The organism is Blautia sp. HCN-1074 (genome assembly GCF_037890165.1).
Lineage (GTDB): Bacteria > Bacillota > Clostridia > Lachnospirales > Lachnospiraceae > Blautia_A.
In genome coordinates this window covers 1-16,308 of record NZ_JBBKBP010000003.1, presented here as the reverse complement: position 1 = coordinate 16,308, position 16,308 = coordinate 1, and the positions used below count along the sequence as shown (strand labels likewise).

19 protein-coding genes and 1 pseudogene are annotated in these 16,308 nt (G+C 36.9%); 16 read left to right on the top strand and 4 right to left on the bottom strand.

Annotated features, from left to right (window positions below; translation table 11 throughout):
- Positions 1-17: 17 nt before the first annotated feature.
- The 4 genes and pseudogenes from WKT11_RS03975 to WKT11_RS03960 form a co-directional block, all read right to left on the bottom strand.
- Positions 18-1,820, bottom strand: a complete 1,803-nt coding sequence (locus WKT11_RS03975; RefSeq protein WP_096241061.1) for a hypothetical protein — start codon at positions 1,818-1,820, stop codon at positions 18-20.
- 457 nt (positions 1,821-2,277) lie between these two features.
- Positions 2,278-2,485: pseudogene (locus tag WKT11_RS03970) on the bottom strand (DUF6219 family protein).
- Positions 2,486-2,604: 119 nt separating this feature from the next.
- Positions 2,605-4,254, bottom strand: coding sequence for a relaxase/mobilization nuclease domain-containing protein (locus tag WKT11_RS03965; protein ID WP_004613331.1), 1,650 nt, complete (start codon positions 4,252-4,254; stop codon positions 2,605-2,607).
- A complete protein-coding gene (locus WKT11_RS03960; protein WP_004613332.1) occupies positions 4,241-4,618 on the bottom strand; it encodes a plasmid mobilization protein in 378 nt (125 codons plus the stop codon). The genes WKT11_RS03965 and WKT11_RS03960 overlap by 14 nt, the downstream gene beginning before the upstream one ends.
- Positions 4,619-4,977: 359 nt before the next feature.
- Between WKT11_RS03960 and WKT11_RS03955 the strand changes: the two genes are divergently transcribed.
- The 16 genes from WKT11_RS03955 to WKT11_RS03880 all read left to right on the top strand — a co-directional run bounded on the left by WKT11_RS03955 (position 4,978) and on the right by WKT11_RS03880 (position 16,238).
- Positions 4,978-5,565: an ABC transporter permease gene (locus WKT11_RS03955; RefSeq protein WP_243009890.1), complete on the top strand. Its 588-nt coding sequence runs from the start codon at positions 4,978-4,980 to the stop codon at positions 5,563-5,565.
- A 135-nt stretch (positions 5,566-5,700) separates the two neighbouring features.
- Positions 5,701-5,952 (top strand): hypothetical protein, encoded by a 252-nt coding sequence (locus WKT11_RS03950; RefSeq protein WP_340282696.1) that lies wholly within the window; start codon positions 5,701-5,703, stop codon positions 5,950-5,952.
- Positions 5,953-6,123 carry a winged helix-turn-helix domain-containing protein gene (locus WKT11_RS03945; RefSeq protein ID WP_330422673.1) on the top strand — a complete coding sequence of 57 codons (171 nt, stop codon included), beginning with the start codon at positions 5,953-5,955 and terminating at the stop codon, positions 6,121-6,123.
- 265 nt (positions 6,124-6,388) lie between these two features.
- Entirely contained in the window at positions 6,389-6,952 is a 564-nt protein-coding gene (locus tag WKT11_RS03940; protein WP_038292689.1) for an RNA polymerase sigma factor, read from the top strand.
- Positions 6,921-7,682 carry a hypothetical protein gene (locus WKT11_RS03935; protein ID WP_118699249.1) on the top strand — a complete coding sequence of 254 codons (762 nt, stop codon included), beginning with the start codon at positions 6,921-6,923 and terminating at the stop codon, positions 7,680-7,682. Before WKT11_RS03940 ends, WKT11_RS03935 begins: the two co-directional genes overlap by 32 nt.
- The gene (locus WKT11_RS03930; RefSeq protein WP_002594774.1) at positions 7,666-8,553 is read left to right on the top strand and encodes an ABC transporter ATP-binding protein; all 888 of its coding nucleotides are present in this window, start codon (positions 7,666-7,668) and stop codon (positions 8,551-8,553) included. Before WKT11_RS03935 ends, WKT11_RS03930 begins: the two co-directional genes overlap by 17 nt.
- On the top strand, positions 8,540-9,751 hold the full coding sequence (locus tag WKT11_RS03925; protein ID WP_002594773.1) for an ABC transporter permease: 1,212 nt from the start codon (positions 8,540-8,542) through the stop codon (positions 9,749-9,751). The genes WKT11_RS03930 and WKT11_RS03925 overlap by 14 nt, the downstream gene beginning before the upstream one ends.
- A complete protein-coding gene (locus WKT11_RS03920; RefSeq protein WP_002594772.1) occupies positions 9,752-10,456 on the top strand; it encodes a M15 family metallopeptidase in 705 nt (234 codons plus the stop codon).
- Positions 10,457-10,679: 223 nt separating this feature from the next.
- A complete protein-coding gene (locus WKT11_RS03915) occupies positions 10,680-11,018 on the top strand; it encodes a winged helix-turn-helix domain-containing protein (protein ID WP_080633535.1) in 339 nt (112 codons plus the stop codon).
- A 332-nt stretch (positions 11,019-11,350) separates the two neighbouring features.
- Positions 11,351-11,488 (top strand): DNA-binding protein, encoded by a 138-nt coding sequence (locus WKT11_RS03910; RefSeq protein ID WP_080633534.1) that lies wholly within the window; start codon positions 11,351-11,353, stop codon positions 11,486-11,488.
- Positions 11,489-11,531: 43 nt separating this feature from the next.
- The gene (locus WKT11_RS03905; protein ID WP_002594771.1) at positions 11,532-12,224 is read left to right on the top strand and encodes a response regulator transcription factor; all 693 of its coding nucleotides are present in this window, start codon (positions 11,532-11,534) and stop codon (positions 12,222-12,224) included.
- Positions 12,225-12,229: 5 nt separating this feature from the next.
- Positions 12,230-13,147, top strand: a complete 918-nt coding sequence (locus tag WKT11_RS03900) for a sensor histidine kinase (protein WP_002594770.1) — start codon at positions 12,230-12,232, stop codon at positions 13,145-13,147.
- 135 nt (positions 13,148-13,282) lie between these two features.
- Positions 13,283-14,209, top strand: a complete 927-nt coding sequence (locus WKT11_RS03895; protein WP_015524607.1) for an ABC transporter ATP-binding protein — start codon at positions 13,283-13,285, stop codon at positions 14,207-14,209.
- Positions 14,202-14,987 carry an ABC transporter permease gene (locus WKT11_RS03890; RefSeq protein ID WP_117844631.1) on the top strand — a complete coding sequence of 262 codons (786 nt, stop codon included), beginning with the start codon at positions 14,202-14,204 and terminating at the stop codon, positions 14,985-14,987. Before WKT11_RS03895 ends, WKT11_RS03890 begins: the two co-directional genes overlap by 8 nt.
- A 2-nt stretch (positions 14,988-14,989) precedes the next feature.
- Complete coding sequence (locus WKT11_RS03885) at positions 14,990-15,769, top strand: ABC transporter permease (protein ID WP_117844629.1); 780 nt, start codon at positions 14,990-14,992, stop codon at positions 15,767-15,769.
- A gap of 7 nt (positions 15,770-15,776) precedes the next feature.
- The gene (locus WKT11_RS03880) at positions 15,777-16,238 is read left to right on the top strand and encodes a hypothetical protein (protein ID WP_118741656.1); all 462 of its coding nucleotides are present in this window, start codon (positions 15,777-15,779) and stop codon (positions 16,236-16,238) included.
- Positions 16,239-16,308: the final 70 nt, after the last annotated feature.

Genomic DNA, 16,308 nt, shown 5'->3' with positions numbered 1-16,308 from the left:
ATCTTAATATTAAAATACTATTCAATGAATAAATATTTTGGTCGTACAATGCGATAGATGTCTTCAGGAGAAAGGGTTTCTGAAGCAATCTCGGAAGAAGATTTCTTCTTTTTCTTTTTGATATCTGGCGATAATTTTTTATTATAGTCTTGGTAGGTGGCATCTACAGAAATTAATATATCTGTAATGCTATATAAATTGTTTTTTTCCTGATAGTATAATATCGTGGAAAGTACAGAGTTAACATAGCGATACAATCGAAAGCTGATATACTCCAGGGAATCGTCAATATCCTTTGTAGAATGAATTAGTTGATTTCGGAGACGATAAATATAATTTAAATCATGCTTAATACCGTCAAAATATTCTTGAATTGCCTTGCTTGTTTTTTCTGGCTCAGTTAAAAGCATAATTATTTCACGACATTCTCGCTCAAGGACAATATGGAAAGAAAGCTCAGATAAAATAGCACTATATTTATTTACATCACTTAGATAAGCAATTACTTTTGGGGTAGAATAATCTTTTTCAGTGACCTGACAATTCATTATAAAATTTTGTAAAGTAGGATATTTCTCAGCATAATCCTTTTTGTTAGACATACAATAAGTAAGTCGTGCCCAAAATATATTAAGTTTATTTTTTAGATAGAACAATCCAAAAACTTCTGGAACAACAACGCGTGCTTTTTCTATGATTGTAAAGCGTGGAAATGAATATAAAATATATTCAAGGGATGACCAAAAGTTAAGAAAACGGTTTTGAGTAGTCAGCGATTTGGCAGAATTAAGAGTATAAAGTATTCGTTCCAAAGTTCTAATATTGTTGCTGCCAAGATCATTTCGCAACTGTAAAAAACGTTCCAACTGTTTTTTATAGTTTGCGTCAATATGGTTAAGCATTTTTATGGGATCAATGCTGTTTAAGCTGATTTTATGAAAAACCGTGTCTTCTTTCCAATAATACCATAAATCATCGCGAATACAATTGGTTGTGCTTTGCCACATATCAAACAGTTCTGTAACGGATTGGAATTCTTTTTGAGCTAAGTCGATTGCTTTGAATTCATCTAAAGCTAGATACTCTTTACTGGCAATTAAGGTATCGTTATTTATATGAGGTATCCCTAATTCTTGGTTAGTATGGATTTCAAATTGCTGTTTTATAAGATTAAGTGCCAGTTCCTTCTGCGTCTGGCTTGAAATTTTAAAACAGATATGAATAGAAAAAGGTATAGGTTTTCTGTCAAATTCGTTAAGATTCTGTATAGTTTTTTCAGCATCATTATGTTCTAGAAATTCTTGCTGCTGTCTTTTGAAAAAATCTAAAATATGAGACATAGAATGTCCTGCATATAATAAATCACTAATAAGAGCCTCCATTAAATAATCCATGCCTTTGAATGTGGTTTCTGTGAGTAAGCATTGAATATAACAATTTATGAGATTTTCAGCTTCCAATTTCTTTTTTAAAGCTACAATGCTACGGTGAATGTTATGAAGTTCTTTATCGCGAGCTTCGTTTGCAAGATTTATGAGCTGATGTAAGTGAGAAAAATCATTTTGGTATAAATCAAGCTTATGAAAAGGATGTATTTGCATCTGGTAATCCAGTCCTTCTAACAATCCTTCGTATGAGCGTTTTAGTTTGGTTGGGTCAAGGGATGCCCTAAGTTCATCATAGGTGCTGATACAGATACCCATATATTGCAATAAACTTTCTGTTCGCTTTTCTTCAAGTGTGTGGAAAGAATTATGTACCAAATCTCGTATTTTGAAAATAAAATATTTTCTGCTATCTGCTTTGTTCTTTTCTAACATAAGTGAGACCTTTTTTCCTTTCTTTTATTTGAAATTTATCTTGACAAATTAAAATTTATCGACTAAGATTAAGATAGATTGAGATACATGAGCAAGAAACGGGCTACCTGGGTAGTACCATTTTGTTTACTGTATCTTTTTATTTATGTATAAAAGGTGTTGATACCACATAATATATTTATAGAGGAAGGTGCATATTTCTGAGGCCAGGCTGTCTGGGCAGTTCTCCCTTTAATACTGCATCTTCTTTTTAATTATATCATACTGTAAATAAGAAAAACATCAATGTTTTTGTATTGATTTATGAAATGAACTATGGTTGTGAGTTCTTTTTCAATAGGTATTTTCGTTATAACTGTTTGAGAATACCGGTACATTTACATAAGCAATGTATTTTATGTGAACTTTTTAATAGCATTTTTCTATTTCGCCACACATGGAGAAACTCCTTCTTTGATTATTCAGCAGATTCTTCGGAAACAGAGTCTTTCTTTTTTAAGGACTTTCCAGAAATCATTTTATGACCAGAATAGATAGCCATAATCATACAGAGAAGAGAGCTGTAAGCAAAATATTTATGAGCAGATTTCATATCTTGAGAAGCAGTAAAAAGTTCCGATCATGGATGCCAATGCACCGAGTGACCAATATTTATGTGCCTTCATTTTAATGATGTCCCCTGTGTTTTTCTATATCATACATCTTTTTAGGAAAGATGCAAACAGGAATTTATTCATTAGCATAGATTTGAAAATGATATTTGGGTGCTTGGAGATGAAAAGGTTTATAAATTCTGCTCTTTTTCAATCTGTTGCTCCTGCCCACGATTCTTCCCAAGAATCATATCAATATTTGCAGATACAGTGCGAAGCTCCCGTTCATAATCCTGGTGATTAGAAAAATCTTCACGCTGTCTATCCCTCAATTCAACAAGCCGGTCCTTTTCAGCATAGAGAGCTTTCATGGAAGGCAATTTATTCCCGCCAGATTTTTCTTTGAGTGTTCGTAGAGCTGTGTCATACAGGGAAAGTTCTGCTCGATGTTCTTCATAAAATTTTTTCTTGTTTCGGCTTGTACGATAATCAGCATACACATTTTTGTATGCCAGATATTGTCCGGTAAAATGAATCTGTTCATTCACTTCTTTGAGCTGTTGTTCAGTATCTTTTAAAGATTTTCTGGAAGCACTGGTCTGGTCTGATGCCTGATTGAGTGCTGCATGGAAATCATCAAGAGAATCATATCCATGCTCTTGTATGTAGGCAACAGTCTGAGCCATCTGCTTCAAATTGGTGAGCTTTACTTTTTGAGCATAGGCTTTGCTCTGCTGGGCTTTAATACAGGTTTGCAGATCTATTACAAGCCGGAGGTTTGATTTTATGAAAATGAATGGTGCAGGGATAGCAGAAGTATCAGAGAAAGGAACAGGTGGTAAATCTGTGGAAGTATTCGGAGCCTGCTGTTCCAGAATTTCTTCTTTCAGTTCTCTACGGGATTTCGTGTTTTCTTCAAATGCTTTCAAGAGAAAATCTTCTGTGTATCTGGTCCCAAGAGTTCTTTCAGTGATAAATTTTTTTCTGCCAGGGTGAAGATAGCTGTACCGGTTTCGACTGATCTTGAGGATGATGTGATATTTTTCGTCAAGGATTTTTGAAAATTCTTCTGGTGATCGGGCAATACTTGCAGCATCATCAATAGCGTCACGGAGAAATTGTTTTTCTGTCTGGTAACGAGTTTCTTTCGGTGTGATTCCATCTTCTTTCATTTTCAGATTCAGCTTATCTAATTTTTCCTGTCCCCGGCGTTGTGCCCAGTATTCTTTTTCGGTGATTTTTCTTTCAGCAGGAGTGAGCAGATCAACTTGGTGCAACCCTTCTTTTTTGCACATATCCATGACTTCCTGTTTTAGATGGGCAAGATAGGCAGCACTTAGATGATGCTTATAACCGGCTTTTGCTTCACAGTCAAATTCCATATAGGGTTCTTGTGGTATATCATATTTACGGAGACTGTTAATTACGATATGCACATGGATGTTTCCACTTTTGTTATGACCGTCGGTATGAGTACAGACTAAAGCCTGATGACCGGGAAAGTTTTTCTTTGCAAAAGTCAATCCGAGTTGCTGGGCACGTTCACCGGTCAATCCACATTCATCCCTGTCTTTTGGGTCGAAGCTGATGATATAGTGATGGGATTTTATTTCATTGAAGTTTTTGTTCTTGTGATAGTAGCTGTTCAGTTCCTGACATTCAGATGCAAAAGAGAATGGATCACAGTTCAGACCGTCCAGATAATATTCTTCTCTCAGTATCATATGCCCTTCTTCATCAAGAATCGGTTTTTGCGTATACTCGTTGTGCTGGAAGATAAGATACCGTTCCGATTCTCCATAGTCAGAGTTTTTGTTTGCGATATGTTTAATTACTGCCACGAAAATCACCTGCCATTTTCATCACTTCATATTTCATTTCATAAATATCCCGGAGAGACTTTCGGATTTCATTTCTCATTTCAGAAGAGAGGATTCCACCCTGATTAAAATATCGGGCAATCTGATTTAGGTTGCTGCCAATTTTACCAAACTCGCTAATAAGTTTTTTTATTTCGGGAAGATCTGCGGTAATTTCGTATTTGATGATGACTTTCTGGTTGACCAAGGCATTTCGGATAAAATCAGAAACCGTCATGCTGTTAGCCTTGGCTCTTTCTGCAAGAAGATCATATTCAGTTTCATTCATGCGTAAATGCACATCTTTAGTTTTTGCAAGAGTTTCCTCTTTCTTAGGTCTTGTCATTGATAACTTCCTTTCTTCGTGGTAGTGGTTTCATAAGAAAATCCAAATTTTGCGGCCTGCAGGGAAAGTAAGTGATGAAAAATTATCGCACTGTGACCATGTAAATGGAAACCAATATACATATCTGTGATTGTGGTCGAGGGTATGGGGAAACGAAATCCCCATCAAGTTGCAAGTCGCTAAGAACCCGGAAAGGGGTTATTGTGCTACATTGCGAAACTTGCTCTAAAAATGATTGCTTTATATATAAGCCAATTTACACAAAAAAAGGAAAAGAGTAGTTCAAATATAGAATGTTTTTTGAATAAAATTTGATTATGGAGAATAGCCCAGTCGTTCCTGGAAGCCCCTACTTCATTATGACTTATGATACAGCAAAGAAACTGACAGGAATAACAGAGCAGACGGGTATTCTGGCAGTCAAAAATTCAGACGGACATCTTGACGAAGTTTTGACCGCAGTTCAGGAGATTGCGGATGAAAATGGAAAAATAGAAGTAAATATGATTGAGCAAACGATAAAAAATATTCAGCATCAATATAGAGCTTCTATAAATGCTCTGTATATGGCCTCTGCTATTCTGTTTGTCTTTGGAAGTATCAGTCTTATGAATATGCTTATGGTTGATTTTCAGAACAGGAAACGAGAGTTTGGCCTGCTGAAGGCCGTTGGAGCAACGCAGAAGCAGCTAAAATCAATGTTAGACCGAGAGATTGGTAGTTACCTTGGTGGCTCCCTGTTGGTTTCTCTTGCATTTGGAGGACTTATCAGCATCGCAGCATGTCAACGCTTGGATGCAGTAAACCATTGTATTTCGTTGAAATTGCCGTGGCTGTTCCTCATAGCGCTTGTTGCTGTTATGGGAGGTATTTATCTGATTTTTGTAGCATATGCCAAAGTTGAATTAAAGAAAGCGGAAATTTTGCCTGCCATACGGGAAGAATAGCAGTAAATCAGCGGAGTAATTAATAAATGCTGCTTCGCTGATTTTCAACTTTATCCGATTTCTTTGAATTAAGTGGTGTAGTGTGTTTACAATCATAGAAAGGAAAGCATAAAGGAAGGTGGTGCTTTTGGGAAGTTGCTGATTTTGTCCTTTGAAGATAACGAAGAACATATTATCAACAATATTTTATCATGTTTGAATGAGGAAACAGAAGTCTTACGACAGCAGATTGTCAATAAACGAAAACTGATATTTGATGGACTTCGCATTGATGAATATAAGCGGATTGTGGTTCGGGAAGATAATGAGATTGAGTTGACTTACACAGAGTTTGAAATCTTATTGTTGTTAGCACAAAATGCCGGAATAGTATTCAGTAAGGAGTAGATATACAATCGTGTTTGGAAAGAACCTTATTTTGGCAATCATAACATTGTCATGAGCCATATTCGTAACCTACGTGAGAAAATAGAAGATGATCCAAGTAAACCAATGTACATACAGACAGTGTGGGGAGTTGGGTATCGCTTTAATAAAAATTTAAGCAGTGGTCTGTGAAAATAATCCAGATTACTGTTTATTTTTTGCTTTTTCCGCAGGAGATATTCTCAAGATACATGAAAAATTTAACTTCATAGAAAATCAGAGGAAAAAGGTATTGAGAAGTAGTGGTATAGTTGAGGCTGGTGACTCAGACAGTTATAATAATAAAATATGCTTGAGGTTGAGTGCATAATTTATAAAATTTTTATTTGGACTATCTTTTTGCATATCTCAATCGTTATGCCTTATAGAACGGAATAAATATTTTGAACTTCTAATAATGAGAAAGGAGGATTTTGTGTATAATGATTTTCTACTAATTAGAAAAATGAAGCAAGGTGATGATAATGCTTTTGATTTGTTTGTCCACAAGTATTATCAAGAAATTTTAAGCTACTGTTATCATCATTGTTTTGATCAAACATATGCGGAGGATTTCACGCAGGAAACCTTTATACGTTTTTTTTCAAAATTACCCGACTATCATTATAAAGGGAAAACACTGAATTATTTATATACGATAGCAGGTAACCTATGCAAAGATTATTTGAAGAAAACAAAGGAAATGCTTCTGGAAGAAATTGAGCTTGTGGAAGAAAATCAAACAGAACAAATTTTGAATAGAGTTTTGATCGAACAGGTTTTAGAACAACTTCCAGATGAATCAAGAGAAGTACTTACTCTTTATTATTTTCAAGAACTAAAATTAACAGAAATTTCTGATACATTGCAAATTGGACTTCCACTGGTAAAGTATCGTTTGCAAAAAGCAAGGAAACAGTTGAGGGAACTTCTCGGGAAGGAGGAATTCGATGAATCAAAAAGAAAAGATAAAAAAATATAGGGAAAGCATACAAGTGGAAGCTAGCGAAGAAAAAATACAGGAAACAATTTGTAAATCTAAAAATGCCTTTTTTATGGCAGAGCAAGAACGAATGCTTTCTTATCATGACTTTTTGTGGACACAGCTTCGTGTGATACAAAAAAGGTGGTGGGTTCTTCAATTTATGATTTTAGTGGCATTATGGATTGCTTTAAGTTCTATTCATGATGAAATATATCTAAAAAGAAGTATGGGTGTTGTAGCCACGCTATTTGTAATCCTTATTATTCCGGAACTGTGGAAAAACAGATCATGTGAATGTATGGAAATAGAAGCTGCTTCCTATTATTCATTAAAACAGGTATATGCTACACGTATGCTGTTATTTGGTATTACAGATATTTTTTTCATAACTGTATTTTTAGAAGTCGCTTCAGCAGGTTTGCATTATGAATTATCAGAATTAGTTGTCCAATTTCTTTTTCCGCTTTGTGTAACGGCCTGTATCTGTTTTGGAATTTTATGCAGTAAACACGCTTTCAGTGAAACAGTTGCGATTGTTCTGTGTGTGATATGGAGTGCAGTATGGCTTTTTATTGTTTTAAATGAAAATGTATATATCATGGTTACTGTTCCCATCTGGTCAGCACTGCTGGGTGTAACAATACTTTTTATTGCTTTTGCGATATATCGTATTTTAAAGAATTGTAATCAATATTTGGAGGTGTCATTTGATGAAATTAGAGCTTGATGGTTTAACAAAAGAATTTGGAGATTTTACAGCAGTCAATCATATAAATCTTACTATGACAAATGGGGTATATGGTCTTTTAGGTGTAAATGGAGCAGGTAAAACAACTCTAATGAGAATGTTGTGTACCCTTTTAAAGCCAACAAGCGGAACGATATGCTGTAATGGAAAAGATATTTTCAGCATGGACAGTGAATATCGCAAGCTGTTGGGGTATTTACCACAGGATTTTGGATTTTATCCTGAATTTACGGTAGAGGATTATTTACTTTATATTGCTGCATTGAAAGGAATCCGTCCTGTTGTCGTAAAAAAACGTGTGAAAGAGTTGATTGCTAAGGTTGGTCTTTCAAAAGTAGCTCATAAAAAAATGAAAAAATTATCTGGTGGTATGAAGCGTAGAGCCGGAATTGCACAGGCTATGTTGAATAATCCTAAGATTTTAATACTTGATGAACCAACAGCAGGACTTGATCCAAATGAAAGAATCCGATTTCGCAATCTGATTAGCGAACTTTCAGAAGACAGACTGGTATTATTATCGACACATATCGTTTCAGATATCGAGTATATTGCGAATGAAATTTGGTTGATGAAAGACGGGGAAATTCTGCATAAAGGAAGTATTGACGAACTGATAAATTCTATGACAGAAACAGTATGGGAATGTCTTGTGCCGAAAAACAGGGTATCTGATTTTATGGAAAAATATAAAATTTCCAATATGAAATCAGAAATAAATCAGGTTATGCTGCGAATTATTTCTCACGAAAAACCGGTTGAGAATGCAATGCGTGTAGAAGCGTCACTGGAAGATGTATTTTTATATTATTTTGGAGAGAAAGCAGGTGATGAAAATGCTGCGTTATGAAATTAAAAAAGTGTTTTCTAAATCAAAAAATAGAATTGCTGTCATAGTGTTATTCGTAATACTTGCGATAACCAGTATATTAACGATTAACAGAGTGGAGTATGTTGATGAAAATGGAAATTCTTCTGTTGGAATTTCGGCTGCAAGAGATTTAAGAGAAGCCAAAAACCAATGGGCAGGTTATTTAACAGCAGATACATTAAGCAAGGTATTGGAAGAGAACAGGACAATTAACAGTTCGAAAGAGGCATTGTCGGATGACATTACAGAACAAAATAAGGCATATGCAAAAAAGCAAGGCATAGCAGGTATTATGGATGTCATTATTTATGCTTTCAGCGATTACAGAGATTATAATTATTATGTAACGGATCAGATTTCTGATGATGAAGTTGGAACAATCTATGAAAGAAGAATTTCTACTTTAAAAAATTGGCTTGAATCTGGAGAAGAAAGATTTACACAGGCAGAAAAAGATTTTATGATTCAGAAATATAAAGAACTGAAAACTCCATTTTACTATGAATATATGGACGGTTGGGCTGCATTACTACAAAATATATCAACCTTTATTCTGATGCTGGCATTAGTGATCGGTTTTCTTGTATCCGGGATATTTTCAGATGAATTTCAGACAAAAGCAGATTCCATTTTTTTCTCTGCACGATTTGGAAGAAGCAAGGGGATTTCCGCAAAGGTAGGAGCAGGTTTTTGTATTGCTACGGGATTTTATCTGATGTTTGTATTTCTATATACGTTTATTGTACTTTTTATATTAGGTGCAGACGGTGCAAACTGTCCAATCCAGTTGGATTTGTGGAGAAGTGTTTATAATATTACTTTTTTACAGGCATATCTGTTTATTGTTCTGGGTGGATATATAGGAACGATATTTGCAGCTACACTCGGAATGTTGGCATCAGCGTTTACACACTCTACGCCAACTGCCGTTATTGTACCATTCATTGTGCTATGTGCATTTCCATTTTTAAGCAGAATTATTACATTGCCTGGATTATGCTCTTTCTTTCCAGACCAGTTATTAGAAATTTATTTGGATATCAAAGAAGCTGGACTTATAACATTGGGAAGTAAAGTAACCACAATAGCAACTGTTATTGTTCCTGTATATGCAGTGGTATGCTTGATTTTTCAGCCGATACTGTACAGGGTATACCAAAAGGTGGAGATAAAATAATTGAAACGATATGCAAGACGAAAAAAATTTAAAGTAAAAAAACTTTTTATCCTGTTATTTACAGTAATGTTATGTGTGATGGCAGGAAAGGTTCTTCATTCATCTTTAACAACGCCTTTTCTTGGAAATATAACACACCATATGGCCAGTGAAGATCATGGCTGGAATCTGATTCTTGTAAATCGTGAGAATTATATTCCTGCTGATTATGAAGTACAGCTTACAGAATTATCAAATGGAAAAAAGGTTGATTCCAGAATTTACCCGGAGTTGCAGGAAATGTTTAATGCTGCAAGGGCGCAGGGATATGGTTTGTTTGTTAGAGAGGGATATAGGACACAGGAAGAACAGCAGCAACTAATGAACGAAAAAATAGAAGCATATGAAAATGAGGGAAAATCGAAGTCCGAAGCGAAAAAACTTGCAGAGCAATGGGTGGCAATTCCTGGAACAAGTGAACATCAGCTTGGTATTGCAGTCGATATAAACGCAGATACTACAAAAAGTTCAAGAGATGATGTTTATAACTGGCTTGAGGAAAATGCTCATACATATGGTTTTATAAAGCGTTATCCTTCAAATAAGACGGATATAACAGGTGTTATAAATGAACCTTGGCATTACAGATACGTCGGGAAAGAAGCTGCGTCGGCAATATACTCTCAAGGAATTTGTTTGGAAGAATATATAGAAACGCTGGAATAGAATTTCTTATATGGAATGGGTATATTGACCTATTTCCAAAAATAAAATCCAAACTAAAAAACGAAAAGATGGACGGGGGAATATACATAGAAGAATATTATAAGTAATTGACGAAGGAGGGCAGATTATAGCTAAGTTATTATTACTTTCTCTTGAGGAAAATGAGGACGAACTATTAAATGCAGTTATTTCAGTTTTAGATGGTTTTGAAAATAAAACGCAGATGATAAAAGAAAATTTTTGCACAAAATTAGTTTTTGAAGGAATGGAAATAGATGTTTCAAGACGAATACTATATCGAGGAAAAAAAGAAGTTAAAGTTACGAGTGTAGAGTTTCAAATTCTGCATTTATTAGCAAGAAATCCGGGCAGAGTATTTAGTAAGGAACAGATATATGACATTGTGTGGAAAGAGCCTTATTCCGGCGATCACAATATTGTTATGAGCCACATTAGAAATATTAGAAAAAAGATTGAAGATGATCCAAGTAAACCAATGTACATACAGACAGTGTGGGGAGTTGGGTATCGCTTTAATAAAAATTTAAGCAGTGATCTGTGAAAATATTCCAGATCACTGCTTATTTTTCCTTTTTAACACCCAAGAGATATTCACAAGATACATGAAAAAATTTAACTAATGATACAGACGGCGTGAAAAGTCAAGATATTCTAGCGGAAAATTGAAGAAAATCAGAAGAATGCAGGAAGACTTTCCTATGGAAATTTAATCGTACAGATGTTAGGAAAGTGTGGGAAATTTCGTCTGTGTCATGACATAGGAAGTGTTTGCTAAGTATCCTTTCATGCACTCCCGAAGGATGTGCCAATGTAGAAGGCATATGATTGTATTATTCGAAAGAACGAATTATAATAATATTCGGAGGAATTGATATGGATTATATGATATTAAAAGAAGCTAGTGCAAAATGGGGAGTAACACCTCGTTGGATAAATTATTTTTGCTCTGGTGGACGTATTCCAGGACCTGTAAAGATGGGAATGGTTTGGCTGATACCAAAATCAGCATAAAAACCTGTGGATGGTCGGACAAAACAAGGGAGAGAATTGTACCATGAATAGAATTTTGATTATAGATGATGACAGAGAACTGTGTGCCTTAATTAAGCGCAGCGTACAAACGGAAAATATAGCAGCCGATTTTTGTAATACCGGAAAAGAGGGCTTGCAGAAATTAAAAGAGCAGGAATATCAGCTTGTAATACTGGATGTGATGATGCCCGGTATGGATGGGTTTGAAACACTGGAAGAAATCCGTAAAGAGCATAGTTTGCCAATTTTAATGTTCACATCCAAAAATGACAGCATTTCTAAGGTGCGGGGGTTACGGGCCGGAGCGGACGATTATCTGACAAAGCCGTTTGATATGGATGAGCTGATTGCCCGTATTGTGTCCCTCATTCGCCGTTACACTCGCTTTAATCAGCAAGCCGGAACGGTGCAAAAGCTGAATTTTGATGGATTACAAATTGACCTTGAAAATCGTTCCGTTACTACGGGAAACGGCACTTTTGAACTTCCACCAAAGGAATTTGATTTGCTGCTCTATTGTGTAAAAAATCAAGGAAGGATTTTAACAAAGCAGCAGATTTATGAAGAAGTATGGGGTGAAGAATATTTCTATGATGACAGTAACATTATGGCGATTATCAGTCGGCTTCGTAAAAAATTAGAAGTCAACCCCTCCAATCCAAAGTACATCCAAACTGTCAAAGGGATCGGTTATCGCTTTAACAAGGAGGTGTAGTCAGCATGGAAATCATCGTATTCTTGTCCATTGTGATTGCTGTTGTGGCTGTATTGACTTCCATCGTTCTCGTTCGGCGTATAAAAAAACAAATAGCAGAAATGACCGATGCATTGGTTGATGTGAAAAATGGAAATGGCAATCGGCGTATTTTGTCTGCAACAAATGAACTAACAGCCCCTCTTGCCTATGAAATCAATGAGATCGTTGTGGCTTATGAAAGCAGGCTTTCTGCTGTGCGACAGACGGAAGAAACCAACCGCCAGCTTATGACGAGCCTTTCTCACGATGTTCGGACGCCTCTTACCACTCTGATCGGGTATCTTGATGCTGCACACAAAGGTATTGTCACGGGAAAAGACCGGGATGATTATATTGAAACTGCTCGCCGGAAAGCCCACGATCTGAAAGAATATATTGATGTGCTTTTTGACTGGTTCAAGTTAAATTCCAACGAGTTTGCTTTGGAAATCCAGAGCATTGAGGCCGCAGAGTTTACAAGGAATATCCTGATTGACTGGATACCGATTTTTGAGGATAAACAGGTTGATTATGACATTGATATTTCCGAACAGCCTGTCCGGGTAAGATTGGATATAGACAGCTATATGAGAATCATCAATAATCTCATTCAAAATGTCATCGCTCATAGCCATGCGGACAAAATTAAAATCTCCCTATCGAAGAAGGAAAACAGCATGGAGTTGCTGCTGGCAGATAATGGAGTTGGAATTGAGAAAGAAGATTTGAAACACATTTTTGAACGGCTTTATAAGTGCGATAAAGGTCGGTCTGAGAAAGGTAGCGGTCTTGGTCTTTCCATTGTCCATCAACTTGTAGAAAAAATGGGCGGAAGCATAGCTGTTGAAAGTATACCGGGAAAAGGAACTGAATTTTCTTTGCGTTTTCCCTTGGAGATTTAAGCGGGTTCCCGTCCTTGTGACGGGAACTTTTGTTTATTTTGTCGGATTTCAAATTGCAAGGTTAATGCAAGGTTGTGGCAAGGTTAATGCAAGGTTGGCGTGATAGAATACCTTACAGAACAGGAGGTTTTGAATATGGATTCAAATTATATTATTGAAACAAAAAATCTGACAAAGCAATACGGCTCACAAAAGAGTGTGGCGGACTTAAATATCCATGTCAAGCGTGGGAGAATTTATGGTCTGTTGGGTAGAAACGGAGCCGGAAAAACCACAACCATGAAAATGCTGTTGGGGCTAACGAAGCCGACTTCCGGTGAGGTCAAAATCTGGGGAAAGTCTTTGCAGGGAAATGAAAAGAAATTGCTGCCCCGCATTGGAAGTTTGATTGAGTCCCCTGGTTTTTATCCCAATCTGACCGGTACGGAGAATCTGCGTATCTTTGCTACCCTGCGTGGAGTACCAAACAACCATGCCATCAAAGACGCTCTGGATTTAGTCGGACTTCCTTACAAGGATAAAAAGCTGTTTTCGCAATACTCTCTTGGTATGAAGCAGCGGTTGGCGATTGCCCTTGCAGTCATGCACGATCCGGAACTTTTAATTTTGGACGAGCCTATCAACGGGCTTGACCCTATCGGTATTGCAGAAGTACGCTCTTTTATCCGTGAGCTTTGTGACGCAAGAGGAAAAACCATTTTAATCTCCAGTCACATTCTTTCGGAGATTTCCTTGCTGGCTGACGATATTGGAATTATTGACCACGGTGCACTGCTGGAAGAAGAAAGCCTTGCTGAGTTGGAGCAAAAAAGCAGTAAACATATCCGGTTTACGATCTCTGATACTGCACAGGCGGCAAGAATTTTGGAACGCAATTTCCATGAAACCCATTTTTCCATACAAGACGACCACAATCTGCGTCTACACAATATGGAGCTGCCTGTGGGGAAAATTGTAACTGCTTTTGTAGAAAACGGATTGGAGGTATCAGAAGCACATACCTGTGAAGAAAGTCTTGAAGATTACTTCAAGCGTGTGACAGGGGGCGAAGGAATTGCTTAAACTAATCAAATGCGAATTTTTGAAATTGAAACGGAAGAAATTTATTCCGCTGATTATTCTGGCTGCGTTCCTGTTTCCAATCCCGCTGACTTATCTGATGATAACGCCCTCTATGATGGAGCGATATACGGATCGGGCAGATGCTTTCGATGGACTATTTAACATGGTGTTGGGATATGGTATCCAGTTTTTACTGCCCTGCATTATCGGAGTGATTGCCGCCATCCTGTTTTTTATGGAACGCGACAACGATACATTCAAAAATTTGCGTACAATTCCAGTAACCAGCACGCAAATGGTACTTGCAAAGATCATTGTCCTTTTTATCTTTGGAATTGTTTTTTGCGTGGCTTCTACTATTGCAACAATTCTTTGCGGAATTGGAACATTAGAAGTTTATGGAATTGGTTATAAGCTGTTTTTGGCGGTTGAAACGGGGATCTTCATTACAGCAGGAACACTCCCGTTGATTGTCCTTGTTGTCTTTTTCAGTAAGACCTATGTTTTTTCCATTTTGCTGTGTGTCTTTTACAGCGTTCTGAACATGAGTGCTACGGCATTGTTTGACACACTGCCTAAAACCATGTTATGGCTTCTGCCCACGCCACTGACTACATTTTGGAGTGCGGGAGATATGGCGGCTCATGGAATAAAAATGGACTTGGAGCAAATGACAGGGCTAATTCCTTCAACATTTCAAGTTGTATTCATTCTTGGAATCATGGCATTCGTTTCGTTCTTACTGATTGACAGATTATATAAGCAGAGGGGGGAATAAACATGGTTCGCATTGTAAAAACAGAATTTTATAAATTGAAAAGGTATCATATCCTTTGGGCGGGCGTTGCACTCATGCTCCTATCCGTCCTGCTGACCTTGTTTACCTCTATGGCGAATGATGGTTCCGTTTGGGATTTCGCCTATCTTACAGAACAGGTCATCAAAAACAATATGTCCATGATTTTTCCGATGTGTATCAGCCTAATTGCTGGATATATGATTTCTCGTGAGCAGACGGATGACACACTGAAAAATATTCTGACTGTGCCGATTTCTTTTAAGAAGCTGCTGACCGGAAAATTGATTGTGTGCGGCGTATTGTCTATTACTTTCGGGCTGATATGCAGCTTGTTTACAATCATAGCGGAAATGATTGTGGGATTTCCAGGCTTTGAGATTTCCTTAGCTCTAAAAGCAGCCTTGCAGATTACTGCGGTTAATTTCTTTTTATATCTTGCGGTTCTGCCGATTATCGCTCTTACTTGTCGGAGGACAGGTAGCTTTTTAGTCGGTGTAATCATTGCTTTTGTCTATGGATATGGAGGGATGTTTGCCGCAGGAAATATGACATTAGCAAACCTTTATCCGATTACCGCAAGTCTTGGAATGGTAGGCTACCGCAGCTATGATACCGCAGTCAACTGGAATATCGGAAGCTGTTCTTGCAGTCTTGTGCTTGCTGTCGTTATTTCTGCCATCTTGATTTTGTGCATGAAAGAGCGAGAAGCAACCCAAACAAAGAAAAAGGCCAAAAAGGTAGCACCAAAGAAAGGCTGGTGATGATTTTATTAAGAAAATAGTTTTAGCATTGGCATTTGTCCTTTTGGGAAGTTTTATGATTTCTGGCTGTTCAAAAGATGAAATTCTCAATCATTATAATAATATCGTTCAGTCGGCTGGAGTCATAGAGCTTACAGGAAAGTTATCTTTGGAAGGAACAAAAGAAAAAGGGATTGATGATTATACGGGAACTTATACGGCTGATTATGAGAATTTTTCAGATTCAGAGTATTTGTTTGGAGGAACTTCTATAAAGCGAGAAGCTGGTAAGTATTTGTCTATTGATTGCACTTTGGAGGTTGCGGAGGGAACTGCAAAAGTATTTTGGATTTCTGGAGCTGATGAAGTAGTCACTTTGCTTGAAACAACCGGAACTTATAGTGACACAATTACACTTCCTGATGGTGGAAATTATGTCGGCATTGAGTGTGAGGAATTTACTGGAAACATTGAATTGAATATTGAATAATCTTTAGCTGTGTGATGGTAAAAGAAAAATGTCACAGTACGGCAGATTTGTTTTAGTTAAAAGTTTATGC

Bases quoted from the DNA above. Each gene is read 5' to 3' on its own strand.
- WKT11_RS03900 (WP_002594770.1), top strand. From the start codon at position 12,230: ATGGAAATCATCGTATTCTTGTCCATTGTGATTGCTGTTGTGGCTGTA.
- WKT11_RS03925 (WP_002594773.1), top strand. From the start codon at position 8,540: ATGCTGCGTTATGAAATTAAAAAAGTGTTTTCTAAATCAAAAAATAGA.
- WKT11_RS03915 (WP_080633535.1), top strand. From the start codon at position 10,680: ATGATAAAAGAAAATTTTTGCACAAAATTAGTTTTTGAAGGAATGGAA.
- WKT11_RS03940 (WP_038292689.1), top strand. From the start codon at position 6,389: ATGAGAAAGGAGGATTTTGTGTATAATGATTTTCTACTAATTAGAAAA.
- WKT11_RS03895 (WP_015524607.1), top strand. From the start codon at position 13,283: ATGGATTCAAATTATATTATTGAAACAAAAAATCTGACAAAGCAATAC.
- WKT11_RS03910 (WP_080633534.1), top strand. From the start codon at position 11,351: ATGGATTATATGATATTAAAAGAAGCTAGTGCAAAATGGGGAGTAACA.
- WKT11_RS03885 (WP_117844629.1), top strand. From the start codon at position 14,990: ATGGTTCGCATTGTAAAAACAGAATTTTATAAATTGAAAAGGTATCAT.
- WKT11_RS03905 (WP_002594771.1), top strand. From the start codon at position 11,532: ATGAATAGAATTTTGATTATAGATGATGACAGAGAACTGTGTGCCTTA.
- WKT11_RS03930 (WP_002594774.1), top strand. From the start codon at position 7,666: ATGAAATTAGAGCTTGATGGTTTAACAAAAGAATTTGGAGATTTTACA.
- WKT11_RS03955 (WP_243009890.1), top strand. From the start codon at position 4,978: ATGACTTATGATACAGCAAAGAAACTGACAGGAATAACAGAGCAGACG.
- WKT11_RS03935 (WP_118699249.1), top strand. From the start codon at position 6,921: ATGAATCAAAAAGAAAAGATAAAAAAATATAGGGAAAGCATACAAGTG.
- WKT11_RS03960 (WP_004613332.1), bottom strand. From the start codon at position 4,618: ATGACAAGACCTAAGAAAGAGGAAACTCTTGCAAAAACTAAAGATGTG.
- WKT11_RS03975 (WP_096241061.1), bottom strand. From the start codon at position 1,820: ATGTTAGAAAAGAACAAAGCAGATAGCAGAAAATATTTTATTTTCAAA.